The sequence below is a fragment of the Rhodanobacter lycopersici genome, from assembly GCF_040812335.1.
Taxonomy (GTDB): domain Bacteria; phylum Pseudomonadota; class Gammaproteobacteria; order Xanthomonadales; family Rhodanobacteraceae; genus Rhodanobacter_A; species Rhodanobacter_A lycopersici.
In genome coordinates, this window is record NZ_JBFOHK010000004.1 from 435,072 (window position 1) to 460,928 (window position 25,857).

The window sequence follows — 25,857 nt, forward strand, 5'->3', positions numbered from 1 at the left end:
CTCATCACTTCTTCTTCTCGATCAATTGCAGGATGCACGGGCCCTTGCCCATGATTTCGATGTCGCCGTCGATCACGCTGGTCTTGCTCTCCACCGACAGGTCGCACAGGGCCGACACCGGCGCCGCTGGCACCACACCCAGCATGGTCGGATCCGAAAGCCAACCCGCGGTCCAGGCCCGGCCGTCGGTGGACAGGCGCAGCCCCCATGGCACGGTGTGCTGGTTGACGCCGAGCAGCGATGTGGAGACTTTCCGCTTCGTCACGCGATAGAGCGGCCCCACGGTGAAATGTCCCTGGGCATCCGTCACCGCCTCGTCCTTCTGCGCGTCAGTCACGGGAATGCCGGCGTCGTCGAGCACGTCGGCCAGCTGGACGCGCACGCCCGCCACCGGCACGCCCGCGCGGGTTACCGTGCCGCCGATCTGCGGGGCCACCAGGTCGCGATGCCTGATGGCAACACAGCCGGCGAGAACGGTCGCCGCCATACCCATCGACACGATGGAAAGTGTTTTCATGCCTGTCTTCCCGAAACCGGCCAGGAATGCCGTGCGGCCGCCGGCGCCCATCAGCCGACCGCTCCTTCCAGCGAGACTTCCAGCAGCTTCTTCGCCTCCACCGCGAATTCCATCGGCAGCTCGCGGAACACCTGCTTGCAGAAGCCGTCCACGATCATGGAGACGGCATCCTCCTCGCCGATGCCGCGCGAACGGCAGTAGAACATCTGGTCGTCGGAGATCTTCGAGGTGGTGGCCTCGTGCTCGACGATGGCGCTGGGGTTCTTCACTTCCATGTACGGGAAGGTGTGCGCGCCGCACTGCTTGCCGATCAGCAGCGAATCGCACTGCGTGTAGTTGCGCGCACGCTCGGCGCCCTTCTCCACCTTCACCAGGCCGCGGTAGCTGTTGTTGCTGCGCCCGGCGCTGATGCCCTTGGAGACGATCTTCGACTTGGTGTCCCTGCCGATGTGGATCATCTTGGTGCCGGTGTCGGCCTGCTGGTAGTGGTGGGTGAGCGCCACCGAGTGGAACTCGCCCACCGAGCGGTCGCCGCGCAGCACCACGCTGGGGTATTTCCAGGTGATCGCCGAGCCGGTCTCCACCTGGGTCCAGCTGATCTTGCTGTCGTCGCCGCGGCAGTCGCCGCGCTTGGTGACCAGGTTGTAGATGCCGCCCACGCCGTTCTCGTCGCCGGGGTACCAGTTCTGCACGGTGGAGTACTTGATCTGCGCCTTCTCCAGCGCCACCAGTTCCACCACCGCGGCGTGCAGCTGGTTCTCGTCGCGCTTGGGCGCGGTGCAGCCTTCGAGGTAGGAGACGTGGGCGCCTTCCTCGGCCACGATCAGGGTGCGCTCGAACTGGCCGGTGTTCTGCGCATTGATGCGGAAGTAGGTGGATAGCTCCATCGGGCAGCGCACGCCCCTGGGGATGAACACGAAGCTACCGTCGGAGAACACCGCCGAGTTCAGCGCGGCGAAAAAGTTGTCGCCCGGCGGCACCACGCTGCCCAGGTACTGCTGCACCAGCTCGGGGTGTTCGCGGATCGCCTCGCTCATCGAGCAGAAGATCACGCCGGCCTCGGCCAGCTGCTTGCGGAAGGTGGTGCCCACCGAGACCGAGTCGAACACCGCGTCCACCGCCACGCCGGCCAGCGCGGCGCGCTCGTGCAGCGGCACGCCCAGCTTCTCGTAGGTTTCCAGCAGCGCGGGGTCGACCTCGTCCAGCGACTTCGGCGCCTGCTTGGGCGCGGCGTAGTAGCTGATCGCCTGGTAGTCGATCGCGTCCATCTTCAGCTTGGCCCAGTCCGGCTGCGGCATGGTCAGCCAGTGGCGGTAGGCCTTGAGGCGCCACTCGGTCATCCACTCCGGCTCGTGCTTGATCGCGGAGAGCTGGCGGATCGTCTCCTCGTCCAGGCCCGGCGGCAGGCCGGTCATCTCGATCTCGGTGACGAAGCCGGCGCTGTAGTTGCGCCCCAGCGCCTCGGCGACCCCGGCGTTGTCGCGCAGCGCGATGGAGGTGCTGGCTATGGTTTCGCTGCTCATGCCGTGGTTCTGCCTTTCAGGGTGCCGGCTTTCAGGGTGCTGATGTCGATCGTCACGTCGGTGTGGCGCGGTGGCGGCCGCAGCATGTCGGCCAGGCTCACCGCGCGCAGCGCCCGGTCGAGCACGCTGTTGATGCGCTGCCAGCTGCCGCGCACGCCGCATTGCGCCTCGCGCTCGCACTGGCCCTCGGTGACGCCGCATTCGGTCATGCCGATCGGCCCCTCCATCGCCTCGACCACGTCGGCGAGGCTGATCGCCTGCGCCGGCCGCGCCAGCCGGTAGCCGCCGTTGACGCCGCGGAAGGATTCCACCAGCCCGGCATGGCCCAGCGACTTCAGCAGCTTGCTCACGGTGGGCAGCTCCAGCCGGGTCTCGTCGGCGATCTGCGCGGTGCTCAGCACGTCGTCCGGATGGGCGGCGATGCAGGTCATCACCACCGTGGCGTAATCCGTGAGTCGACTGACGCGAAGCATGGGGAGGATCGGGAGGCAGGAAGCGGCGTTAATCCAGACCAAAATGGTACTGATTGCGCAAGGCCCGGTCAAATGTCCGGCTTGCACCAACAACAGGCACCGTTTGCACCAGTTTCGTCGGATCCCGCTCGGCACGTCCGGTGATTTGGCCATCCGGACGACCACGCAGCACGCTTCCTGCCGCTGGCATGCATTCTGCTGTGCTGCAACACGGGACCATCATCCGGGGGCAGGCGCATGCAGTGGATCACCGCCATCATCAAGCCGTTCAAGCTGGACGAGGTACGCGAGGCGCTGGCCGAGGCCGGCGTGCACGGCATGACCGTCACCGAGGTCAAGGGCTTCGGCCGCCAGCACGGCCACACCGAGCTGTACCGGGGCGCCGAGTACGTGGTGGATTTCCTGCCCAAGCTGAAGATCGAGGTGGCAGTGGGCGACGCGCAGCTCGACCGCGTGATCGAGGCCATCGCCGGCGCCGCGCGCACCGGCAAGGTGGGCGACGGCAAGATCTTCGTGCACCCGCTGGAACAGGCGATCCGCATCCGCACGCAGGAGGTGGACGATGACGCGCTTTGAGGCAAGGCGGCTCGCCCGCCAACTTTCCGTGCTAAGCCTTGCCGGCCTGTTCACCCTGCCCGCCTTCGCCCAAGGCACACCACCGACACACGTGGACAGCGGCGACACCGCCTGGATGCTGGTCGCGTCCATGCTGGTGCTGATGATGACGATACCCGGCGCCGCGCTGTTCTACGGCGGCATGGTGCGCGCCAAGAACCTGCTCTCGGTGATGATGCAGTGCTTCGCGATCACCGCGCTGGTCACCGTGCTGTGGATCGTCTACGGCTACTCGCTGGCCTTCAGCACCGAAGGGATGCACACCGGCGTCACCGGCTGGCACTCCTTCATTGGCGGACTGGACCGCGCGATGCTGGCCGGGCTCACGCCCGACTCGCGCTACCAGGCCGTGCCGGAAAGCGTGTTCGTGATGTTCCAGCTCACCTTCGCCGTGATCACCCCGGCGCTGATCGTAGGCGCCTGGGCCGAACGCATGAAGTTCAGCGCCATGCTGTGGTTCAGCGGCCTGTGGCTCACCTTCGTCTACCTGCCGATGGCGCACATGGTGTGGAGCGGCCCCGGTTCACTGCTGGGCGACATGGGCGTGCTCGACTTCGCCGGCGGCACCGTGGTGCACATCAACGCCGGCATCGCCGGTCTGGTCGCCTGCCTGGTGATCGGCAAGCGCCGCGGCTGGCCGCACACGCACATGCCGCCGCACAACCTCGGCTATACCGTGATCGGCGCCAGCCTGCTGTGGCTGGGCTGGTTCGGCTTCAACGCCGGCTCGGCGGTGGCCGCCAACGGCAGCGCCGGCATGGCGATGCTGGTGACCCAGATCGCCGCCGCGGCCGCTGCGATCGGCTGGACCGCGGTGGAATGGGCCATCCACAAACGCGCCAGCGTGCTCGGCATCGCCTCCGGCGCGGTGGCCGGGCTGGTCGCGGTGACGCCCGCTGCGGGCACCTGCGGTCCCGGTGGCGCGCTGCTGATCGGCCTCGCTGCCGGCGGCATCTGCTTCTTCACCGCCACCCGGCTCAAGCACCGGCTGGGCTACGACGACACCCTCGACGTGTTCGGCGTGCACGCCATCGCCGGCATTATCGGCGCCCTGCTCACCGGCCCGTTCGCCGCCGCCACCCTCGGCGGCTACGGCCACGTCGCCTCCGCCTGGCACCAGTTGTGGATCCAGGCCAAGGGCGTGGGTTTCACCATCGCGTGGAGCGCGCTGCTGAGCTTCGCGATACTGAAACTGCTCGACCGCACGCTGGGCCTGCGTGTGGATGCCGAGCAGGAGCAGATGGGGCTGGACCTCGCCGAGCACGAGGAGCGGGCGTACAACCTGAGCTAGCCGGGCAGCCACGCATGGGCGACGGCGCTCAGAAGCCGTCACCCAATGCAAGGTCGCCCTGCGATTGCGCTGTCGGCGCCGCGTGCACCTTCGAATACGCCAGCAACTCGCCAAGCCGCGCGCCGTTCTGCCGCCAACCGTGGAAGATCGATTCGCCGACCAGCGCGTAGTGCCAGGGCAGGCCACTGCGCAACTCCGACGGCAACGCATTGATGCGCTCGCACCAGGCCGCTGCGGCCTTGCGCTTGCGCTGCACGTTCGGGTGGCTGGTCTGGTCCTGCGCCTTGGTTTCAACCAGGTAGATGGCATCCGCCGTTCGCACCAGGAAATCCGGCGAATAGAACGCCGGCATGCCGCTGTCCTTGACGTAACGTAGCCGCACGAAATCGTGCCGGGTCTCGCTGATCTTGCAGAACGCCGCCACGCCGGTGTCGTGCAGCGCCCATTCGATGAAGGCGCGTTCGAGGCCGCCGCTGCGGCTGGGGTACGGCAAACGCGGATAGATGCACTTCTCCACTTCCAGCGACGCACTCTCGCGCATCGGAAGCCGGCTCACCTCGGACAGGTGGCGATGACGAACCTCGATCTCGCCACTCGTATTGCGGTCTTCCGCACTCCGCAGCGCCAATGCGAATACTTTGATCACGTGATCGACCACCGGCTGCAGCATCAGCAGGCGCCAGTTCTCGTTCTCGAAAGGCTCGAACTCTTCGCGGAACAGCCGTGAACGGATGTAGTCGTCGATGGCCGCGGCCATCACCGCCGAGCCCACCTGCGTGTACGGCTTGGCCAGGTGGTACGCGACCTTGCCCCCTGCCGGCAACGGCTGGCTCAATGCCTGGGTGATCCGGCGGGTCAGCCTCGACAGCCACTCGTTGTAACCACCGACACTCATCACCGCGCCGTCTACGCGGTAGTCGCCGAACAAGGTGCTGCTCTGCAGGTCGTGCGAGGTGAACACGTCGCCCTTGCCGACCAGCTCGCTCAACTGCTCGCGCGTCATGCCGCCGAACGGCTGCAGGCCGGCAACGTCGATCGGCAGGTGCTCCAGCGTTTCTTCCGCCTCGCGCAGGATGAAGGGGATCGCGAAGTCGTATTTCTCGTAGCCCAGCCGCAACTCCACCGTGATCAGGTCGCCGATGCTGTTTATGGTATCGTCGCCGGTTTCGCCGACCAGTTCCTTGCCCAGCTGCTCGTCATAGAAGCTCTGGAACGCCGGATGCTCGACGATGGAGAGGATGTCGATCAGGCTTTCCGGCTCCTCGCCGCGATTGATGCGCTCGCGGTTCTCGCGCTTGCTGTCGGCGTATTCTGGTTCGCGCCACATCAGGCGCAGGCCACGGCCTATGGTCTGCTCCAGCAGGATCTGCGCCTGCGTGGAACGCAGCGGCACGATCACGCAGATGTTGTTGACGTCGAAGCCCTCGCGCAGCATCAGCACGCTGACGATCACGCGCGGCTGCGCACGCCGGTCCACGTCGAACAGCTGCTGGCGAACGCGCACCCATTCCTTTTCGCCAAGCTCTTCCTTCTTGCCGGAATCCACCGTGAGCACGTCGTCCTCCGCTAGCCCCTGGTCGCGCAGGAACTCCGACACCAGCGGCGAAACCTTGGTGTCCTCGCAGACCACCAGCATCTTCGGCTTGCGCGTCGAGTCGAGCTTCGCGAAATCGGCCTCCAGCTTGCGTAGCTTGTGCAGCCCAGCGCGCAACATCACGCGCTGGCCTTCCGACAGGAGCGGATTGCCGCTCTCGTCGCGCTCGGCCTTGAACTCCAGCGGCAGCGCGCCGATTTCCTTGCGCTTGTCCAGCACCAGCGACTTCACCAGCCCGGCACGCATCGCATCCTTCAGGTCGAAATCCACCACGATGTGCGGGAAGTACAACTTGCGCTTCTTCTTGCCGCCGCCGACGTCGTTGTAGGGCGTGGCCGAGAAATCCACCTGCACGAAATGCCGCCCCTTGCCCGCGGCGATGCGCGACAGGCTTTTCTGCCATTCGACTTCGTCCGCCTCGCCCTCGCGCTTCAATTCGTGGATGTGATGGGCCTCGTCGTTGAACACCATCAGCCTCGGCAAGCCAGCCAGGTAGGCCAGCACATTGCCGCGCGCCCAGCGGCGGTCCAGCACGTCCAGGCTGTTGCCCGACGCCCGGCCCGGCGTCAGCGGCAGCACGTCGTAGGCCACGGCGGCGGCATCTGCCACCATGCCGGGCGTCGCCAGCGATGCATCCCCGGCCTCCTCGTGCTCCTCTTCCGCTTCGGCATCCACCAGCAGGTGCCAGTTGGTGATGGCGATCATGCCGCCGCCGATCGCCTTCAGGCCGATCTCCTGCTTGGTGCAGACGTTGCCGCGCACGAACTGCTCGACCTGCTCGCGATACGCCGGCGGCATGAACAACTCGCGGCAGACCGCCACGTCGGACGTCTCGAAGCGCCGCTGTCCGTCGGCGCCTTCCTTGCCCAGGAAGGCATCCAGCAGGCGCTCGTACACGATCAGCCCCGGCGCGACGATCAGGAAATGCCGGGTGAAGCGCGGATCATCGAGCCCCACCGTCAGCCCGGCCGAACGGTTCAGCACCTGCCAGATCAGCAGCGCCTGCAGCACCCAGGTCTTGCCGGTGCCAGTGGCCATCTTCAGGCAGTATTTCGGATGTGCGTGCTTGCCCTGTTCGACTTCGGACAGCCGGCCGCCCTTCAGCAGCTCGTCCGCGCACACCTGCCGGTATAGGTTGACGAGGTCCGGGCTGTCCAGCACCTCGTGCGCCACGATGGTGTTGAGGATGGCCTGGCGTTGCCCCGCATGGAAATTGAAGGCGCGCGACTGGCAGGCGTCCGCGCTGAACCACCAGCCCAGCAGTTCCGCCGTCGTCGGCGTGACCAGTTCGAGGATTTCCGCCTCCCCGTGCTCCAGCCCGAGGCAAAGCGACTGCACGCGCTGCGTGAGCGCCCTGGCCAGCGCAAGTTGGTCGTCGGTCGATGCAACACGGCTCATGGCGCGCACTCCGCCACGGCCTGCACCACCTCCGCCTCGAACCCGAACACGTCCACCACGCGCACGCACACGCGGCGTGCGCCGTCCTTGGACGGTACGTCGAAACGCGCCTCGGTCACCACGCGCAGCGCATCGTCGTCGTTCGCGGTGTTGCCGCGATAGTCCTGCCACACCGAACGGAACACCTGGCCGTCGTAGTCCGGATCCACTGCCCAGTACTCGATCAACGCCAGCGGCTCGGCGTTCATCACCTTGTGCAGCTTGGCGCGATTGGCCTCGTCGAGGTTGATCGCTTCCGGCGAGAGCAGTACGTAGTTGTCCAGTGTGACCCGCAACTGCTCGCCGTCGCCGCTGCGCAGGCGCTGCACCAGCTTGATCGTGAGGTACTGCAGGCTGGAGAAGCGCACCTGACCGCGCAGCTTCTCGATGCCGCCCTTCTTGCGCAGGCGATCGAGCAGGTCGGGCGGGATCACCAGCACTTCCAGCCGATCGTCTTTCAGCGCAGCGATACTTTCGCCGACGCCAGGCTCGAAATTCCAACCCAGCACCACCACGCGATCCCAGCCGCCCATCAGGTTGTCGCGCTGGGCGATCGCCTTGCGCAAAGTGGCATCGCCGGTGAGCTTGTTCGGCGAATCCACCAGCACCAACGTCTTCTTGCCGTTGAACACCACCTTGCCGAGATTGCGCGCCGGGTTATCGTCGGGGTCAAGCGGCTGCGCACCGTAAAGCGACAAAACGATGGCCGACAGATCGCCCACGCGGAACTTGCGGCCGAGCTCATTCTTCGCCGCCTCCAGTTGGTAGTCACCGATGGCCTGGTACAGGAACGGCTTGGCGCCCTGGTCGATCAGCCGCTTGCGCATGATCATGCATGCAGGCTTGCCCAGATCGGATGTGATCCAGCGGCGACCGAGTTTTTCGGCGACGGCGGCGGTGGTGCCGGAACCGCCGAAGAAATCAAGAACGAGATCACCTTCATCCGTGGCGACTTTCACCACTCGTTCGAGAAGCGCCTCAGGCTTTTGTGTCTCGTAGCCGGTCTCTTCTTTCTTCCGTTTCAGCAGATGATAGGCATACAGCTGCTTGACATCCGTCCAGACGGTCGAAAGTGGAACGCCCTTGCTTTCGTCGAGGTACTGACGCTCGAAATGCCCCTTCTCTCGCTCTCTGGTCCTGTACCGCCGTCCGTCTTCATCGACCTCGGTGAATCGGTCTTCGATGTATTTTTCGGAGTACGGCAGATATTCCTTGTTGTACTTTTGCTGGCCGTAATTTTTCGCATACCAGAGCTGGTACTCGTGTGCCTTCACAATCTTGTTGCCAGCGGCGCGGCCTCCGCTCGGGGTGCCATACGACCAGACCACTTCGGTATTGAAGTTCTGCTTGCCATAGATTTCGTCCAAGACCATCTTGACGTAATGGCTTACTTGCATGCCGATGTGAAGGCACAACGTGCCGCTGTCCGCCAGCAACTCCCGCATCAGCACTAACCGCGACGTGATCATCGCCAGATACGACGCCGTTCCATCCGACCACGTGTCCGAATACGCGAACTGCTCGATCACCGTGGGCCGCTGTTCCAGCTCCACGCCAGGCAGTTCCACCTTGGTGCGGTAGTCGGCCTTGGAGTCGAACGGCGGATCGATATAGATCAGGTCGACCTTGCCGCGCAGACTGGGCGTGTGTTCGTCGCCGGCCAGCAGCGCGGCCATCGCCAGCAGGTTGTCGCCGTAGATCAGCCGGTTGGTCCAGTCGGCATTGCCGTCGTCACCGAGGTGCGCCTGCCGGTTTGCCGCGGTGATCCAGTCGCTGTCGCGCGTGTCCTTCGACGGCAATACCCACTCACGCGTCTGCAGGCTGACCCGGTGCCGCCCTTCCAGGCTCTCCAGGATCTTCTCCGCCTGCTGGCGCCCGCGGGCGACGATCTCGGGGAGCTGTTCGAGCAGGGACTTGGGCATCGTGGCGACCGTCGGGAATCCAGTCGCCGAATGAAAGCAAATCTTTCAATTTTTATAAAGCACTAATTTCATTCGCTCGCGCAGGTGCGGCCTATGGTCATGGCCCATGAAGACCGAACAGTCCGCCTTCGCCAAGCGCCTGGCCGCTGCCCTCGAAGCGGCCGGCATCGAGGCAAGCTCGACCGTGCTGGAGAAGCTGGTGCCGCGGCATGGTGGCGAGACCGTGACCCCGCAGGCCATTTCCAGCTGGCTCAACGGCAAGCACATGCCCAAGCAGGCGAACATGCAGGCGCTGGCCCGCATCGCGGGCGTTCCTCCCCATGAGCTGCAGTTCGGCGTCCCCTCGCACAAAGGTGTACGGGAGGCCAACCTCGCGTGGCCGGACCATGTGCGCGGCCACGACCGCCTCGCCTTCGAGACGTTCCTCGCCCTGCCGGAGGCGCGGCGCAAGCTGGTGCGCGAGTTGATTACCGTGCTCGCCACTCCGACGCCCAAGCGCCCGGCTTGAGCACGGCGGGGCCAGCCAGGGCCACGTTTCGATACTGCAGACAAAGCTCGCCGGCAGAACTGCGCTTCGCTCGGGCGGGTTGCGGCAGATCGCTTATCGACATACGATAAACGCGTGACCAGGACCTTCGCCGACAAAGACACGGAAGCCCTCGCGAACGGCGAACACGTGCGCCGCTGGATGAACATTGAAAGCGCTGCCCGCCGCAAAACTGGCACAGCTCAACGCCGCGGCAACGCTGGACTTCCTGCGGGTTCCGCCGGGCAACCGGCTGGAAGCCCTGAAAGGCAACCGCAGCGGACAGCACAGCATCCGCATCAACGACCAGTTTCGCGTCTGCTTTGCCTGGAAGGATGGCGATGCCCACCATGTCGAGATATGCGACTACCACTAGGCGCACACCTCGACGATCGACGATGCAATAGTTGGAACAGACAGGAAAGACCATGACCGCCAAGAAGCCCCTTCCCCCGGTGCACCCCGGCGAGATCCTGCGCGAGGAGTACATGAAGCCATTCGGCCTGTCGGCAAACGCCCTGGCCAACGCCGTCGGCGTCACCGCCGCCCGCGTGAACGAGATCGCGAACGAGCGACGCGGGATCACCGCCGACACTGCCCTGCGGCTTGCCGCGTACTTCGGCACCGATGCGCAAAGCTGGCTGAATCTTCAGAAGAACTACGAACTCGAATGCGCCCGCATCGAGCTGGCCGCCGAACTGAAACACATCCAGCCGCGGGCGGCCTGAAGCGCGGGGACAGGGCTGCGTTCGCAGCCTGCTCGCCGCCGATGACCATCAACCCGGCGGCGGCGCTGCCCATACCCGATGCCTTACCATCGCCGCATGACCGCCACCGATCTCCGCGCCGCCGCCCGCCTCGCATGGGCCCGCACCACCCTCGACGACGATGCGCTCACGCTGGCATCCGCCTCCTCCGACGCCAGCTTCCGCAGCTACTGGCGCACCACGCACGCGGGGCGGAGCTGGATCGTGATGGACTCGCCGCCGGAGCGCGAAGACCCGCGGCCGTGGCTGGCGATCGGCGCGCGGCTCGCCGCCGCCGGTCTGCACGTGCCGAAGGTGGTGGCGCAGGATCTGCAGCAGGGTTTCCTGCTGATCGAGGATCTCGGCGCGCGGCTGTATCTCACCGAGTTGGACGACGCGAACGCGGACCGGTTGTACGGCGACGCGATGGACGCGCTGTTGGCGATGCAGACGCGCGTGGCCAGCGACGACCTGCCGCCGTTCGACCACACCGCGCTGGTGAACGGACTGGAAGTGATGCCCACGTGGTTCCTCGAACGTCATCTCGGCCACACGCCGGACTGCGACGAGTGGGACGTGCTGGAGGCGGCGTTCGACGTGATCGTGCGCAATGCGCTGATGCAGCCGCGCGTGTTCGTGCATCGCGACTACCACAGCCGCAATCTGCTGGTGGTGGACGGGAGCAACTCGGGGATCATCGCTCCCGGACTCTTGAGTCCGGGAATCCTGGATTTCCAGGGCGCGCTGCACGGCCCGCTCGCCTACGACCTCGCCTCGCTGCTGCGCGATGCCTACATCGCCTGGCCGCGCGAGCGCGTGGAGGGTTGGGTGGAGTCGTACCGGCAGCGACTGCTGGGCGCAGGCGTGATCGACGGCAAGGTGGACACCGCGCATTTCCGCCGCTGGTTCGACCTCACCGGCCTGCACCGCCACGTGCGCGTGCTGGGGCAGTTCTACCGGCTGTGGTATCGCGACGGCAAACCGGGTTACCTCAAGGACGTGCCGCAGGTGTATCGCTATGTGATCGAGGTGGCGCGCGGTTACCCGGAACTGGCGGATTTCGCCGAATTGCTGGAGCGGCACGCTGCGGGCCACGACCTGACGCAGGCGACGGCGGCATGATGGGAATGCCGCGGTCCCTCGCACTGGTCATCCCGGCGAAGGCCCGCTGTCGCCAGGAATATTCCACAGCTGCTTTTCTCCCCTCTCCCACCGGGAGAGGGGGCGGGGGTGAGGGTACGGGCTTGCCTCACCATTACGCTCCGCCCGAACCCTCTCCCGCCTGGATTCGCGCCATCCATGGCACTCACCCCTGTCGGGGCCGGCTCCGCCGTTCCGCAGGTGCTTCCGCACCTGCAGGTCGGCACCCTCTCCCAAAGGGAGAGGGGCTCACCAGCCAGCGTTTGCGCGAATCCGGGTGGCAGCGGGCTTTCGCCGGGATGACGACAGAAGATCATCGGCGCAGGAGTAGACCATGAGGCATGCACTGATCTTCGCCGCGGGCCTGGGCGAGCGCATGCGCCCGCTCACCGAACACACGCCGAAGCCGCTGCTGAGCGTGGGCGGCAAGCCGCTGATCGTGTGGCACCTGGAGAAGCTCGCCGCGATCGGCGTGAACTACGTAGCGATCAACACCTCGCATCTCGCCGAACAGTTTCCCGAGGCGCTGGGCGATGGTTCGCGCTGGGGCCTGCGCATCCGTTACGTGTACGAAGGCACGCCCCCGCTGGAAACCGGCGGCGGCCTGCTGAACGCCTTGCCGCTGCTGGGGCCGGAGCCGGTGCTCGCGATCAGCGGCGACGTGTGGTGCGATGCCAATTTCGCCACCCTGCCCGCCGAACCGGATGGCCTTGCCCATCTGCTGATGGTGGACAACCCCGCGCACCATCCCGGCGGCGATTTCCGGCTGGATGCGCAAGGCCTGCTGCATGCCGATGGCGCGCCGCGGCTCACCTACAGCGGCATCGGCGTGTTTCGTCGCGAATTGCTGGATGGCTGGCGCGCCGCGGTGGGCGATGTCCCGGGCGTCGAGGCGAAACCGCCGCGCTTCAAGCTGCGGCCGTTGCTGGAGGCGGCGATGGCGCGCAACGCGCTGGGCGGTTCGCTGCATCGCGGCCGCTGGACCGACGTGGGCACGCCGGAGCGCCTGGCTCAGCTGGATGCCGAACTCTCCGACTGAGCCACGGCGGCGGCCGGCACCCGTCCTTCGGCATGCGTCAAGGGAATCTGGCTGGCCTCCAGCTGATGCAGGTCGAAGTCGCGCACCGACACCGGCGCATGGCTTTCGTCGAAGGCCACGTCGCCCCAGCGCCAGCCCGCGCGGCGGCGGAACGCGCCCCAGAAGCGACGCAGCACGTACAGCTGCTGGCCCACGAGGCCATGGCGATTGTCCGCGTCCACCATCGGGTCGCCCACGCCGGTGGCGCGCGCCGGCTCGCCGAACAGCGCGGTGCCGAACAGGATGTCCCAGATCGGGAAGATGAAGGCGAAGTTGCAGTAATGCAGGTTCGGCCGTTCGGGATCCACCCGCATGTGGTGCAGGCGATGGTAACGCGGGTCCACCAGCAGCTTCTCCAGCACCGGACCGAAACGCAGCCGCACGTTGGCATGGTCGAGGTTCTGCAGCAGGTTGCCGCTGATCACCAGCAGCGCGTAGTCGGTAGGCGACACGCCGATCAGCAGCGCGGCCGCCGCCACGATCAGCGCCTCCAGCAGGTCGTCGAGGTAGTGGTCGCGGTCGTTCGTCCAGCAGTTCAGCTGGCGCTGGCTGTGGTGCAGGCTGTGCAATGCCCACCACCACGGGATCGAGTGCTGCAGGCGATGGATGCCGTAGTACACCAGGTCGTAGATCGCGTAATAGACCAGGAACAGCAGTACCGGATGATGCCCCAGCCACGGCAGCATGCCCTGCACGCTGAGCAACCCGGCCGCATCGTCGCTGGCGCCCGCGCCGCCGATCCACTGGGTGAAGGGCGACAGCACCAGGTAGGTGAACAGCGGCAGCACGCCAAACAGCTTGAGCAGGGTGTAGGCGCGGTCGATCGCCGTGGCGCGGCGATCGGGCCAATGCTCCACCGGCCACAGGCTCTCCATCGGCCGGAACACGCAGGCGATGACCGCCACCTCCACCGCGGTGAGCAGGAAGTACTCGGCGATCTCGCGCGGCGGATCGACGACGAAATGCGTGAGGTGCAGCACGGCCAGCACCGGCACGACCACATGGAGCGTCAGCCAGTTGACCGCAACCGTCCAGAGACCGGAGATGGCGTGCATGGGGATGGGGAACGCATGAACCACAGGCTCGCGCATACGATGGCGCAGCGCCGCTGAACCCTTTTCTGCCACAAGATTTCACGGGCGCGTCGTCGCGTCGCGCAAAAATGCGGACGACCCGAACCGGGGCATCCCCGCCAGTGCGGCGGCCCTCTTCGGTGCGCCCCCGACTGCCGGCTTTTCGCTCAACGCCCAGTCATCTTCAGCGCGGCTTCCGGCAGGCGTTCGCCCTGGATCTCGATCTTCGATGCGGCCGCGTCGATCCGGACGAGATCGCCCGCAGTCAGCTCCAGCCCGACCGCTCCCAGGTTCTCTTCGAGACGGTGCAACCTGGTCGTCCCCGGGATCGGCACGATCCACGGCCTCTGCGCGAGCAGCCAGGCCAGAGCGACCTGCGCGGGCGTCGCATGCTTGCGCCCAGCGACCGCCTTGAGCAGGTCCACCAGGGCGACATTCGCCTTGCGCGCCTCGGGCGAGAAGCGCGGCACGCTGTTGCGGAAATCGGTCGGGTCGAACCGGGTGTTCTCGTCGATCTTGCCGGTCAGGAATCCGGCGCCCAGCGGACTGAACGGCACGAAGCCGATGCCAAGCTCTTCCAGCAGCGGCAACAACTCCGCTTCCGGTCCGCGCCAGAACAGCGAGTATTCGCTCTGCACGGCCGTCACCGCTTGCACGGCGTGGGCGCGGCGGATCGTCTGGATGCCCGCCTCCGATAGGCCGAAGTGCTTCACCTTGCCTGCAGCGATCAGTTCCTTGACCGCGCCGGCGACGTCTTCGATCGGCACGTCGGGATCGACGCGGTGCTGGTACAGCAGGTCGATGCGGTCGGTGCGCTGGCGCTTGAGGCTGGCCTCGACCACTACCCTGATGTGTTCGGGACGACTGTCGGTGCCGCCGCTGCGCGCGCCGGTGCGCAGGTCGATATCGAAACCGAACTTGGTCGCGACGACCACTTTGTCGCGGATCGGGGCAAGCGCCTCGCCGAGCAATTCCTCGTTGGCGAACGGCCCGTACGCTTCAGCCGTATCGAACAGGGTGACGCCGCGGTCGTGGGCCGCGCGGATCAGCTTGATCATCGCGTGCCTGTCGGCAGCGGGGCCATAGCCCGAACTCATGCTCATGCAGCCAAGGCCGAGCGCCGAGACTTCCAGTTGGGTGTTGCCGAGTGTGCGTGTCTTCATGATGTCCTCCGGACAGACAATCTAGGCCCGGAGGATTGCTGACACTAGATGGCATAATCGGAAAGGGTTGATAACCGGAGCGGATAAATGTCGACCGAGAGCTACGACCAGCTCGCGATCTTCTCAGTCGTGGCACGAGAGCGCAGCTTCACCCGTGCGGCCGCGAAACTCGGCATGTCGCAGCCCGCGCTCAGCCGGGCCATGCGCCAACTGGAGGAACGGCTGGGTGTCAGGCTGCTGGCGCGCACGACCCGCAGCGTTGCCCCCACGGAGGCAGGCCAGCGCCTGCTGCAGGTGGTCGCGCCCCGATTCGAGGAAATCGACACCGAGCTGGCCCTGCTCGGCGAATTCCGCGACAAGCCCGCCGGCCGGCTGCGCATCACGGCGGGCGAACATGCGGCGACCACGGTGCTGCAACCCGCGCTCGCGAAGCTGCTGCCGGAGCACCCCGACCTGCACATCGAGGTCATCGTGGACTACGGTCTCACCGACATCGTGGCCGAGGGCTACGACGCCGGCGTGCGGCTGGGCGAGCAGGTGGCCAAGGACATGATCGCGGTGCGCATCGGCCCCGAGATCCGGATGGCCGTGGTCGGCTCCCCGGGATACTTCGCCCGGCACCCACGCCCGAAAAACCCGCGCGACCTGATCCGGCACAACTGCATCACCATCCGCCTGCCGACCCATGGCGGCATCTTCCCGTGGGAGTTCGAGAAGAAGGGCGAGCAACTGAAAGCGCGCGTCGAGGGCCAGTTGGTCTTCAACAACATCGCCATGCGCCTGGACGCCGCGCTAGCCGGGCTGGGACTGGCCTACCTGCCCGAGGATCAGGTGCAGGTGCTGGTGGCGGAGGGGCGGTTGATCCGCGTGCTGGCGGATTGGTGCCCGCCATTCCCGGGATACCACCTCTACTACCCCAGCCGGCGCCAAGCTTCAGCGGCTTTCACGCTGTTCCGCGATGCGCTGCGGTACGCGGGCTGATCGGTACGCGCATCTGGTTGCGGATCATCTTCGACCTGCCGACGAAGAGCCCCTCTCTGCCCTCCGGGCATCTCTCCCGCGAGCGGGGGAGAGTAATCGGGATCGCCCGCAGAGCGGGCGATGCGGGCTCATGGTCTGCGGGCGAGCTCCGGGTTTTCCCTGGTCACCGGCATCAGGTCCTTCTTCGACACGCCCAGCCACAGCAGGATCGGGCTGGCCACGAAGATCGAGGAGAGCGTGCCCACCACGATGCCGATCAGCATGGTGATCGCGAAGCCGTGCACCGCCGTACCGCCGAAGAAGAACAGCGCGGCCATGGTGATGCCGGTGAACAGCGAGGTGATGATGGTTCGCGACAGCGTGCTGTTGATCGAGCGGTTGAGGATCTCCTCCGGCTCGGCCTTGCGCGCGAGGCGGAACAGCTCGCGGATGCGGTCGAACACCACCACCTTGTCGTTGATCGAGTAGCCGATCACCGCCAGCACCGAGGCCAGCACAGTCATGTCGAACTCGCGCCCCGTCAGCACCAGGATGCCCAGCGTCACCAGCGTGTCGTGGATTTCGGTGAGCACCGCGGCGATCGCGAAGCGGCGTTCGAAGCGGATCCACAGATAGGCCATGATGCCGAGCATCACGAACACCGCGGCCACCATGCCGTCGTTCTTCAGCTCCGCACCGACTTCGGCGCTGACCGAGGAACGGCTCTTCAGCGAGGCATCGGCGCGAGCGGCCTTCAGCGGCTGCATCACCAAGCTGGCCACCTTGTCCAGGTCCACCTGGCCCTTGGCGTCCAGCATCGCCTTGGTGGGCTGCAGACGGATGGACACCTCGTGGCTGCCACCCACGCTCTGCACCACCGGGTTTTCGAGGCCGCCCTTCTCCAGCGCGTCGCGTGCGTCGTTGGTCTGCACCGGCTGCGCGTAGTCCACCACCAGCGAGACGCCGCCGGTGAAGTCCAGGCCATAGGTCAGGCCCTTGGTGGCGAGCAGCGCGATGGAGGCAATCACCAGCACGACGGCCACCGCGACACTGTAGACGCGGATGCGCAGGAAATGGATGTTGCTGTTGTGGTTGAAAATTTCCATGATTGGATCCCGCCCTTACACAGACAGCGTCTTGAGCTTGCGGCGGCCGTGAATCAGCGCGGTGAACGCGTGCGTCATCACCACCGAGGTGAACATCGAGGTCAGGATGCCGATGCCCAGCGTGACGCCGAAGCCGCGGATCGCGCCGGTACCCATCGTCATCAGCGCCAGCGCGGCGATCAGGTGGGTGACGTTGGCGTCGAGAATCGTGGCCCAGGCCTTGTCGTAGCCAGCGTGGATCGCCGCATGCGGCGTCGAGCCGTTACGCAGTTCCTCGCGCACGCGTTCGCAGATCAGCACGTTCGCGTCGATCGCCATGCCCAGGGTCAGCACGATACCCGCGATGCCAGGCATGGTCAGGGTCACCCCGATCATCGACATCACCGCCACCAGGATCAGCAGGTTGAAGAACAACGCGATGTCGGCGACCAGGCCGAACAGCTTGTAGTAGATCGCCGCGCACACCAGCACCAGCAGCAGGCCGAGCATCACCGAATCGAAGCCCTTCTTGATGTTCTGCTGGCCGAGGCTGGGGCCGATCACGTACTGTTCGACGATGTCCATCGGCGCGGCCAGCGCACCGCTCTTCAGCAGCAGCGCCAGGTCGGAAGCTTCCTTGGGGCTGCCCAGGCCATTGGTGGAGAATACCTTGCCGAACGGGCTCTGGATCTGTGCGTCGTTGATCACCTCGGTGGTGGTCTTGGGCGTGCGCACTTCCTTGCCGTTGACCGTGCTGGTCTCATATACGGTATTGATCAGCAGCACCGCCATCGGCTTGCCGACGTTGGCGTTGGTGAACTCCTGCATCTTCGCCGCGCCGGAAGCGTTCAACGTCACGTTCACCGAGGGCGTGCCATTGGTTGGGTCGACGCCGGAGCTGGCGTCCACCAACTGGTCACCGGTGACGATGGCGCGCTTGCCCACCAGTACCGGCGCATGTGTGCCAGCGTAGTAGTAGAGGTTGGCATCCGGCGGAATGCTGCCGCTCTGCGCGGCTTCCACTGCGCGTGGATCGCCGGGGTAGCCGATACCGGGACGGTATTCCAGCGTGGCTGTGGCGCCGATCAGCTTCTTCGCCCCGGCGGGATCCTGCACACCCGCCAGCTCGACCACGATGTGGTCTTCGCCCTGCTGCTGGATCAGCGGTTCGGATACGCCCAGCGCGTTGATGCGGTTGCGCAGCGTGGCGAGGTTCTGCTTGATCGTGCCCAGCGAGAGGTCGCGCAACTTGGTCGGCTTGATCGCGGCGTACAACATGTAGCGATCGCCGGTACTGGGACCATCGGTCACTGCGAGATCGGGCGAGTTGCCGGCGATCAGGTCGGCCGCGCTGGAGCGGTCGGCCGACGAACGCAGCACCACCACGATGCCCTGCCCGGCCACCGTGCTGCGGCTCACCGACTCATAGCGGATGTTCTTGTCGCGCAGTTGGCTGCGGATGTCGTCGGCATAGCTGTTCTCCAGCTTGTCGAGCACGCCGCTCTGGTCCACCTGCATCAGGAAGTGCACACCACCCTGCAGATCCAGGCCTAGCGGCATCGAGTTCGCATGGATGGCGGTCAGCCAGCCCGGCACCGTGGACTGCAGCTTGAACGCCACGGTGTAGCTGTCGCCGAGCAAGGCGCTGATCGTGTCGGCGCCGCTCTTCTGCAGGTCGGCATTGGCGAAGGTGGCGAGCAGGTGGTCACCCTGCACTTCCACATCCGTCGCCACCACGTGGGCCTTGGACAGCGCATCGGCCACCTTCTGGCGCAGCGCATCGTCGACCGGCGCGGCCCCCTGGTTGGTGGCGGTGACCTGCACCGCCGACAGCGGCGTGAAAGCGTTGGGCAGCGCGTAGAGGATGCCGAACAGCATCGCCAATACGACCAGCGCGTACTTCCAGCGTGGAAAATCGCTCATCGGTAATCCTTTGCAGCCATCCGTGTTGCAAACGTCAGCCAGCCGACCCTCCGTGGCCGTACTGAAAAGGTTTTGCGCTCTTCCGTGATCGCCGGAATCAAGAAGCGGCCATCCATGGCCGCACTATTCGTAAAAGCCGCACCCCCCGGACATACTCCGGGCCTTTCAGGATGATTTCAGCGAGCCCTTGGGCAGCACCTGCGACACCGCACCCTTCTGCAGCTTCACCTTCACGTTCGGTGCGATCTCGATCGTGATGAAGGTCTCGCCCACCTCCTCCACGCGACCGGCAAGGCCGCCGTTGGTCACCACCTCGTCGCCCTTGGCCAAGGCGGAGACCATGGCGCGATGCTCCTTCTGCCGCTTCATCTGCGGGCGGATCATCATGAAGTACATCAGGCCGAACAGCACGACCATCATGATGATCATGGAAATGCCGCCGCCCTGCGGCGCAGCGGCCTGGGCCAGCGTGATAGACATCGGAAGACTCATCGGTTCGTCTCGCAAGTAATGGCGCCAACAGGGATTTCTGCTGAACGCCCGATAAAAGACCATGGATTATGCCATGCGTTCCCATCCACCGCACGGTGCCGAGGCACCTGAGGGAACGCAGGTTGCTTGCTTCCGTAGGAGCGGCTTCAGCCGCGACTGGCGTGCTTGGAATCGCGGCTGAAGCCGCTCCTACGCCGCTCCTACGCCGCTCCTACGGGGTCTCCGCCCCCGTCCCATGCCGGCGCGCATGGAAAGCGGCCACGAAATCCTGCAGGCGTCCGGCCGCGATCGCCTCGCGCAGGCCCGCCATCAGGCGCTGGTAGTGACGCAGGTTGTGCATGGTGGCGAGCTGGCTGCCGAGGATCTCGTTGCAGCGGTCCAGGTGGCGCAGGTAGGCACGGCTGAAGCCGTTGGCGCAGGCATGGCAGTCGCAACCCTCCTCGATCACCCGGGTGTCGGCGGCGTACTTCGCGTTGCGGATGCGCAGCGTGCCCTCGTCGGTGAACAGGAAGCCGTTGCGCGCGTTGCGGGTGGGCATCACGCAGTCGAACATGTCGATGCCGCGGCACACCGCCGCCACGATGTCCTCGGGCCGGCCCACGCCCATCAAATAGCGTGGCCGGTCCTGCGGCAGCAGGCCCACGGTGAAATCCAGCGTGTGGTTGCGCGCCTCTTCCGGCTCACCCACGGCCAGGCCGCCCACCGCGTAACCGTCGAAGCCGATCTCCACCAGTCGCTCCGCCGAGCGCCGACGCAACGGTTCGTACACGCTGCCCTGCACGATGCCGAACAGGTTGTTGGGATTCTTCAGGTCGTCGAATGCCCGGCGCGAACGCTCGGCCCAGCGCAGGCTCAGCTCCATCGAATCGGACGCGACCTTCTCGGTGGCCGGGTACGGCGTGCACTCGTCGAAGATCATCGCGATGTCCGAATCCAGCACGCGTTGGATCTTCATCGACACTTCCGGCGACAGGAACACCTTGGAGCCGTCCACCGGCGAGGCGAAGGTCACGCCCTCCTCGCTGAGCTTGCGCCGGTGCGCCAGCGAGAACACCTGGAAGCCGCCCGAGTCGGTGAGTATGGGCCGGTCCCAGCCGATGAAGCGATGCAGCCCGCCGAACTTCTCCACGATCTCCAGCCCGGGCCGCAGGAACAGATGGAAGGTGTTGCCGAGGATGATCTCGGCGCCCGTTTCGCGCACGTCGCGCGGCGTCATCGCCTTCACCGAGCCGTAGGTGCCCACCGGCATGAAAGCCGGCGTTTCCACCGTACCGCGGGGGAAGCTGAGGCGGCCGCGGCGGGCGGCGCCGTCGGTGGCGAGAAGGTCGAATTTCAGGGAAGTCATTCCGCCATTATCGCAGGTCGCCTCGATTGCCCCCTCTCCCCTCCGGGACGCGGGGAAGGGCCATGGATGGCCCTGCTTTGAGGAACGAGGAAGAGGGCCGGGGTGAGGGGCCAATCTTGCGACAAGCTCTCAGATGAAATACCTCCGCGAGCCCCGCCCCTCACCTCAATCCTCTCCCCATAGGGGAGAGGAAGTCCGAGCAAAAATGCATCCCGCAAGGAGATAAAGCTCAGCCACCCTGCGGCAGGATCAACATCGCATCCCCATACGAGAAGAAGCGATAACGCTGCCCCACCGCATGCCGGTAGGCATCCAGCATGAATTCGCGCCCGGCCAGCGCCGACACCAGCATCAGCAGGGTCGATTGCGGCAGGTGGAAGTTGGTGATCAGGCCGTCGATGCTGGTGATGCGGTAACCGGGGAAGATGAAGATCCGCGTCTCGCCCGCGAACGGGTGCAGCTGGCCATCCACCGTGGCGCTCTCCAGTGCGCGCACCACGGTGGTGCCCACCGCGATCACCCGGCCGCCGGCGGCGCGCGTGCGGTGGATCTGCTCGACCAGACCAGCCCCCACGTTCAGCCACTCGCTGTGCATGTGGTGCCCGCTGATGTCCTCCACCCGCACCGGCTGGAAGGTGCCTGCGCCCACGTGCAGCGTCACGTAGCCGAAATTCACTCCGCGCTCGCGCAACGCGGCCAGCAGCGACTCGTCGAAATGCAAGCCGGCGGTGGGCGCGGCCACCGCGCCAGGCTCGCGTGCGTAGACGGTCTGGTAGCGCTCCATGTCGGCGGCGTCGGCATGGCGCTCGATGTACGGCGGCAGCGGCATCTCGCCCAGCTTGAGCAGCAATCTCTCCAGTGGCTCGGGTGCCTCGAAGCGCAGGCGGAAGAAGCTCTCGTCGCGTCCCAGCACCACCGTATGGCTGCCATCGGCCAGCTCGATCCGCGCGCCCTCCTTCGGCTTCTTGCTCACGCCGAGCTGCACGGTGGCCTCGTGCGCGCCGGTGACGCGCTCGATCAGGATCTCCACCGCGCCGCCACTCTCCTTACGCCCGTACAGGCGCGCCGGCAGCACGCGGGTGTCGTTGAACACCAGCAGATCGCCGGGCCGCAGGAAACCGGGCAGCTCGCGGAACATCCGGTCCTCGCGGCTGCCGGCGGCCACATCCAGCAGCAGCAGGCGGCTGGCCGAACGCTCGGGCAACGGCACCTGGGCGATCAGTTCGTGCGGCAGGTTGAAATCGAAATCGGACTTCTTCAAGGAAAGGCTCGGCAGCGGGACGAATGCAACGGGCAGCGGCGCATTATCGCGCAAGCCCGGACACCTTGGCGTCCGCCTTGTCGCCGCCGCGGGCAGAAGCCAGAATCCCGACATGGACCTGCACTACCCCGCCGCGCCCTGGAGTGGCTTTCTCAAGGGCATCTCGATCGTCGTCACCCTGCTTCTGCTGGGCATATCCCTGCTGCTCGCGTTCGTCGTGCCGGCCCACGCGCATGCGCCGCCGCTGTTGCACAAGGTGGTGTTCGCCCTGCCATGGCTGATCCTGCTGGCCGCCGTGCTCTGCGTGGTGCGCGGCTACGAGTTGCGTGACAACGCCTTGTTTGTGCGCCGCCTGTTCTGGACGACCCGGGTGGTGCTGGGCGAGCTGCGCGAGGCCGCCACCGATCCCGAGGCCGGCGCCGGCTCGATCCGCCTGTTCGGCAACGGCGGCCTGTTCTCGTTCTCGGGCTGGTTCCGCAACGCGAAGCTGGGGCGCTACCGCGCCTTCGTCACCGACTGGCAGTGTGCCGTGGTGTTGCACGGGTCCGCCTGTACCGTGGTGCTGTCGCCGGCCGACCCGGCCGGTTTCGTGCGTGCGCTGCAAACGCCCGCTTCGCTGCGAAAGCAGGGCAAGCCGCTGCCGCGCTGGCGGCAGAGTCGTTAGAGCCAGCCCTTCTGCCTGGCGAGGCGATAAGCCTCGATGCGGTTCGCCACGCCGAGCTTGCCGATCGCCTCGGACAGGTAGTTGCGCACGGTGCCGTGCGAGAGGTTGAGCTGGGTGGCGATGTCGCCCGCGGAATGGCCTTCGCCGGCCAGCCGCAGCACCTGGCGCTCGCGATCGTTCAGCGGGTCGGCCTCCGACCACGCCTCCAGAGCAAGCTGCGGATCGATCGCGCGGCCACCGCGATGCACGGTGCGCAGCGCCTCGGCGAGGTTCTCTGCCGGCGCGTCCTTGAGCAGATAGCCGGACACGCCTGCATCCAGCGCGCGGCGCAGGAAACCGGGACGCGCGAAGGTGGTGACGATGATCACCTTGATCGGCAGCTCGTGCCGCTGGATGCGCTGCGCCAGTTCCAGCCCGGTAAGGCCGGGCATCTCGATGTCGGTGACCAGCACGTCGGGCTTCAACCGTTGCAGCTCGCGCCAGGCCGCTTCGCCGTCGCAGGCCGAACCCAGCACCTCGATGTCGGATTCGAGATTCAGCAGCGCCGACAGCGCGCCGCGCACCATCGCCTGGTCCTCGGCCAGCAGCACGCGGATCATGCGGCGCTCCCCTGGCCCGCCAGCGTCGGCACCGGACGCGTATCCACGGCCGCGGGTTTCGATGCCGCGCGCAAGGGCACTGCGATATCGAGCGTGGTACCGCGTCGCGCCGGCGAGGCTATGGCCAGCGTGCCGCCCATCGCGCGCACGCGTTCGCGCATGCCGCTGATGCCGTTGCCGTGGGCGGCGAGGCCGCCGCGTCCGTTGTCGCTGATGCGCATGTGGAACCTTTCCGCTTCGCAGGAGAAAATCACGCTCGCCGCCGCGGCATGCGCGTGGCGATGGATGTTGGTGACCGCCTCGCGCAGCACCAGCGCCAGCGACGCCTCGGCTTCCGCCGGCAGGTCGAGCACGGCCGGCGCGCCGGCCTCGAACACGATGTTCGAGGCTTCCAGCATCAGCCTTGCCGAAACCAGCTCCGCCGCCAGATCGCTGCGCCGCATGCCGGTGACCGCGGCGCGCACCTCGGCCAGCGCATGGCGCGACACCCGTTCCACCTCTTCCATTTCGCGCTGCGCGCGTGACGGGTCGGCCAGCGCCAGCTTGCGCGCCAGTTCGGACTTCAGCGTCACCAGCGACAGCGTGTGGCCCAGCAGGTCGTGCAGGTCGCGGCCGATGCGCTCGCGCTCGGCGAGTACCGCCAGCCGGCGTATCTCCTCCTGCGACAGGCGCAACGCGGCGTCCTTTTCCTTGTTGATGCGCTCGACCAGCGCGACCACGCTGACCACCATCACCGACGCCGGCATGATCACCAGGATGGAGACCGGGTAGCCGATCCACCAGACCAGCCCCAGCAGCATCGCGTTGAGCAGCACCAGATGGGCCAACTGGGTACGCAAACGCATCCGGCAGTGATTCAGCATCACGCAGGCGTACATGAAGTAGCTCAGGCCGCTCGGGTACCAGCGCAGCAGTGCGAAACACAGCCCCGCCATGGCCCAGGCATACCAGTGCACCGTTCGCCGCGGTGCCAGCTGGATCTTGGCGAACAGCAGCAGGAACACCGGGTAGGAGCCGAGCGTGCACAGCAGCCAGGTCAAGGTGTAGCCCTTGACACCGTGGTCGAACAAGGGCGTGATGAAAATCCACACCGACCACAGCAGGTGGATGCTGTCGGCCCACGGCGACTTGCCGCAGCGGATGTCGTCGGCCACGCCGGAGTCCGGCGCGGGAGCCAGCCAGCGGGCGGCGGATGCCGGGATCATGTGACGTGCCGGGCCTGGGCGGGAGCCAGCGCCTCGACGCGCGGCAGGCCGACGTCACGCGCGACGGCCTGCGCCGCCAGCGGCACGTCGATGTCCAGCCGCGTGCCGCCGCCCGGCGGCGAATCCAGTCGCAGGCTGCCGCCCAGCGCCTGCACGCGTTCCTGCATGCCGCTGAGGCCGTTGCCGGCCGCACGGACGCCGCCGCGGCCGTTGTCCTCGATGCTCAGCCGCACGCCGTCGCCGGTGCGGGTGAGCGACACCCGTGCCCGCGTCGCGTGGGCGTGCCGCGCGATGTTCGTCGCCGCCTCGCGCAGCACCAGTGCCAGGCTGCACTCGACCGGCTCGGGCAGGTTGGCCGCCTGCAGATGCTGGTCGAACTGCACGCCGGACGTACGCAGCAGCAGCGCCGCCGAGGCCAGCTCGGCCGCGAAGCCCGCGGCGCGGATGCCGGTGACCGCCGAACGCACCTCCGCCAGCGCATGGCGCGCCACCTCCTCGGCTTCGGCCAGTTCGCGCCGCGCGGTGGCCGGGTCGCGGTCCAGCAGCTTGCGCGACAGCTCCAGCTTCATCGTGATCAGCGACAGCGTGTGGCCCAGCAGGTCGTGCAGGTCGCGGCCGATGCGTTCGCGCTCGGCGGTAGCGGCGAGCTGGCGGATCTGCTCGTGCGACATGCGCAGCCGGGTGTTCTTGTCCCAGTTGATGCGCCCCGCCAGCGCGCCGACACCTGTGCTGGTGCATACGCCCACCAGGATCAGAAAGGCGTACCAGGGCCAGTGCAGGAAGATGCCCTCGAGCACCAGCAGCGCCTGGATGATCGCCATCTTGATCGCGCTGGTGAGCCACAGCCCCTGGTACGGCACCAGCGCGCAGGCGAACACCGCGTACGTCCACCCTGCGGGGTTCCACGGCATCGACAACGCGGTCAATATCACGAGCGCGCCGACGTAACCGTTCGCCTCGATGGCGGGCCGCACATGCGAGAGCAGGAAGATCAACAGGAAGATCGGGTAGCCCAGCGCCAGCGACCACCAGAAACCCGCCCCCACCGGCTGGAAAAGTGGTCCGAGGAACACCCAGAACGACCACAGCAGATTCCACGCATAGGCCCATGAGGAATGGCCTCCGGCGCGCATCGCCGCCGCCGAGGAGTCCGGCGCTGGCTGCAACCAGACGGTCCATCGATTGCCAGTGGAATACGCGCTCGTATCGTTCATGCCGGCATGCT

General features: G+C 66.4%; 23 protein-coding genes and 1 pseudogene. 9 read left to right on the plus strand and 15 right to left on the minus strand.

Annotated elements, in window-relative coordinates:
• Positions 1-4: 4 nt before the first annotated feature.
• From ABQJ54_RS15965 to ABQJ54_RS15975, 3 genes are read right to left on the minus strand one after another with little or no spacing between them, the layout of a single operon-like run.
• A complete protein-coding gene (locus tag ABQJ54_RS15965; protein WP_367855302.1) occupies positions 5-568 on the minus strand; it encodes a transthyretin-like family protein in 564 nt (187 codons plus the stop codon).
• Positions 568-2,040 carry a Fe-S cluster assembly protein SufB gene (gene sufB, locus ABQJ54_RS15970; RefSeq protein WP_367855303.1) on the minus strand — a complete coding sequence of 491 codons (1,473 nt, stop codon included), beginning with the start codon at positions 2,038-2,040 and terminating at the stop codon, positions 568-570. The genes ABQJ54_RS15965 and sufB overlap by 1 nt, the downstream gene beginning before the upstream one ends.
• Entirely contained in the window at positions 2,037-2,513 is a 477-nt protein-coding gene (locus ABQJ54_RS15975; protein ID WP_367855304.1) for an SUF system Fe-S cluster assembly regulator, read from the minus strand. The genes sufB and ABQJ54_RS15975 overlap by 4 nt, the downstream gene beginning before the upstream one ends.
• 237 nt (positions 2,514-2,750) lie before the next feature.
• On the opposite strand from ABQJ54_RS15975, the gene ABQJ54_RS15980 reads away from it, so the two are divergent.
• Positions 2,751-3,089, plus strand: coding sequence for a P-II family nitrogen regulator (locus ABQJ54_RS15980; RefSeq protein WP_367855305.1), 339 nt, complete (start codon positions 2,751-2,753; stop codon positions 3,087-3,089).
• Complete coding sequence (locus tag ABQJ54_RS15985; RefSeq protein WP_367855306.1) at positions 3,076-4,419, plus strand: ammonium transporter; 1,344 nt, start codon at positions 3,076-3,078, stop codon at positions 4,417-4,419. Before ABQJ54_RS15980 ends, ABQJ54_RS15985 begins: the two co-directional genes overlap by 14 nt.
• A 28-nt stretch (positions 4,420-4,447) precedes the next feature.
• Here ABQJ54_RS15985 and ABQJ54_RS15990 read toward each other — a convergent pair whose 3' ends face one another.
• Positions 4,448-7,411: a DEAD/DEAH box helicase family protein gene (locus tag ABQJ54_RS15990; RefSeq protein WP_367855307.1), complete on the minus strand. Its 2,964-nt coding sequence runs from the start codon at positions 7,409-7,411 to the stop codon at positions 4,448-4,450.
• Positions 7,408-9,372, minus strand: a complete 1,965-nt coding sequence (locus ABQJ54_RS15995; RefSeq protein WP_367855308.1) for a site-specific DNA-methyltransferase — start codon at positions 9,370-9,372, stop codon at positions 7,408-7,410. Before ABQJ54_RS15995 ends, ABQJ54_RS15990 begins: the two co-directional genes overlap by 4 nt.
• A 106-nt stretch (positions 9,373-9,478) precedes the next feature.
• On the opposite strand from ABQJ54_RS15995, the gene ABQJ54_RS16000 reads away from it, so the two are divergent.
• The 5 genes and pseudogenes from ABQJ54_RS16000 to murU all read left to right on the plus strand — a co-directional run bounded on the left by ABQJ54_RS16000 (position 9,479) and on the right by murU (position 12,823).
• Positions 9,479-9,880 carry a helix-turn-helix domain-containing protein gene (locus tag ABQJ54_RS16000; protein ID WP_367855309.1) on the plus strand — a complete coding sequence of 134 codons (402 nt, stop codon included), beginning with the start codon at positions 9,479-9,481 and terminating at the stop codon, positions 9,878-9,880.
• A 114-nt stretch (positions 9,881-9,994) separates the two neighbouring features.
• A pseudogene (locus ABQJ54_RS16005) lies at positions 9,995-10,274 on the plus strand (type II toxin-antitoxin system RelE/ParE family toxin).
• Between the two features lie 52 nt (positions 10,275-10,326).
• Positions 10,327-10,626 (plus strand): HigA family addiction module antitoxin, encoded by a 300-nt coding sequence (locus ABQJ54_RS16010; protein ID WP_367855310.1) that lies wholly within the window; start codon positions 10,327-10,329, stop codon positions 10,624-10,626.
• 96 nt (positions 10,627-10,722) lie between these two features.
• Complete coding sequence (locus tag ABQJ54_RS16015; protein ID WP_367855311.1) at positions 10,723-11,766, plus strand: aminoglycoside phosphotransferase family protein; 1,044 nt, start codon at positions 10,723-10,725, stop codon at positions 11,764-11,766.
• A gap of 352 nt (positions 11,767-12,118) precedes the next feature.
• Positions 12,119-12,823: an N-acetylmuramate alpha-1-phosphate uridylyltransferase MurU gene (gene murU, locus ABQJ54_RS16020; protein ID WP_367855312.1), complete on the plus strand. Its 705-nt coding sequence runs from the start codon at positions 12,119-12,121 to the stop codon at positions 12,821-12,823.
• Here murU and ABQJ54_RS16025 read toward each other — a convergent pair.
• Positions 12,796-13,917, minus strand: coding sequence for a sterol desaturase family protein (locus tag ABQJ54_RS16025; protein WP_367855313.1), 1,122 nt, complete (start codon positions 13,915-13,917; stop codon positions 12,796-12,798). The genes murU and ABQJ54_RS16025 overlap by 28 nt on opposite strands.
• Positions 13,918-14,102: 185 nt before the next feature.
• A complete protein-coding gene (locus ABQJ54_RS16030; protein ID WP_367855314.1) occupies positions 14,103-15,098 on the minus strand; it encodes an aldo/keto reductase in 996 nt (331 codons plus the stop codon).
• An 87-nt stretch (positions 15,099-15,185) separates the two neighbouring features.
• Here ABQJ54_RS16030 and ABQJ54_RS16035 point away from each other — a divergent pair, with 87 nt between their 5' ends.
• Positions 15,186-16,079, plus strand: a complete 894-nt coding sequence (locus ABQJ54_RS16035; protein ID WP_367855315.1) for a LysR family transcriptional regulator — start codon at positions 15,186-15,188, stop codon at positions 16,077-16,079.
• Positions 16,080-16,207: 128 nt separating this feature from the next.
• On the opposite strand, the gene secF is transcribed toward ABQJ54_RS16035, so the two are convergent.
• The 5 genes from secF to queA form a co-directional block, all read right to left on the minus strand.
• A complete protein-coding gene (secF, locus tag ABQJ54_RS16040; protein ID WP_367855316.1) occupies positions 16,208-17,164 on the minus strand; it encodes a protein translocase subunit SecF in 957 nt (318 codons plus the stop codon).
• Positions 17,165-17,179: 15 nt separating this feature from the next.
• Positions 17,180-19,066, minus strand: a complete 1,887-nt coding sequence (secD, locus tag ABQJ54_RS16045; RefSeq protein ID WP_367855317.1) for a protein translocase subunit SecD — start codon at positions 19,064-19,066, stop codon at positions 17,180-17,182.
• 165 nt (positions 19,067-19,231) lie between these two features.
• Positions 19,232-19,558, minus strand: coding sequence for a preprotein translocase subunit YajC (gene yajC / locus ABQJ54_RS16050; RefSeq protein ID WP_367855318.1), 327 nt, complete (start codon positions 19,556-19,558; stop codon positions 19,232-19,234).
• A 211-nt stretch (positions 19,559-19,769) separates the two neighbouring features.
• Positions 19,770-20,903, minus strand: coding sequence for a tRNA guanosine(34) transglycosylase Tgt (gene tgt / locus ABQJ54_RS16055; protein WP_367855319.1), 1,134 nt, complete (start codon positions 20,901-20,903; stop codon positions 19,770-19,772).
• Positions 20,904-21,132: 229 nt separating this feature from the next.
• Positions 21,133-22,164 carry a tRNA preQ1(34) S-adenosylmethionine ribosyltransferase-isomerase QueA gene (queA, locus tag ABQJ54_RS16060; protein ID WP_367855320.1) on the minus strand — a complete coding sequence of 344 codons (1,032 nt, stop codon included), beginning with the start codon at positions 22,162-22,164 and terminating at the stop codon, positions 21,133-21,135.
• Between the two features lie 112 nt (positions 22,165-22,276).
• Here queA and ABQJ54_RS16065 point away from each other — a divergent pair, with 112 nt between their 5' ends.
• On the plus strand, positions 22,277-22,828 hold the full coding sequence (locus ABQJ54_RS16065) for a PH domain-containing protein (protein WP_367855321.1): 552 nt from the start codon (positions 22,277-22,279) through the stop codon (positions 22,826-22,828).
• Here ABQJ54_RS16065 and ABQJ54_RS16070 read toward each other — a convergent pair.
• Genes ABQJ54_RS16070 through ABQJ54_RS16080 form a run of 3 tightly spaced genes read right to left on the minus strand, consistent with a single transcriptional unit; the run spans position 22,825 to position 25,846 of the window.
• Positions 22,825-23,427, minus strand: a complete 603-nt coding sequence (locus tag ABQJ54_RS16070) for a response regulator transcription factor (RefSeq protein WP_367855322.1) — start codon at positions 23,425-23,427, stop codon at positions 22,825-22,827. The genes ABQJ54_RS16065 and ABQJ54_RS16070 overlap by 4 nt on opposite strands.
• On the minus strand, positions 23,424-24,632 hold the full coding sequence (locus tag ABQJ54_RS16075) for a sensor histidine kinase (RefSeq protein ID WP_367855323.1): 1,209 nt from the start codon (positions 24,630-24,632) through the stop codon (positions 23,424-23,426). The genes ABQJ54_RS16070 and ABQJ54_RS16075 overlap by 4 nt, the downstream gene beginning before the upstream one ends.
• A complete protein-coding gene (locus ABQJ54_RS16080; protein WP_367855324.1) occupies positions 24,629-25,846 on the minus strand; it encodes a sensor histidine kinase in 1,218 nt (405 codons plus the stop codon). Before ABQJ54_RS16080 ends, ABQJ54_RS16075 begins: the two co-directional genes overlap by 4 nt.
• Positions 25,847-25,857 lie beyond the last annotated feature (11 nt).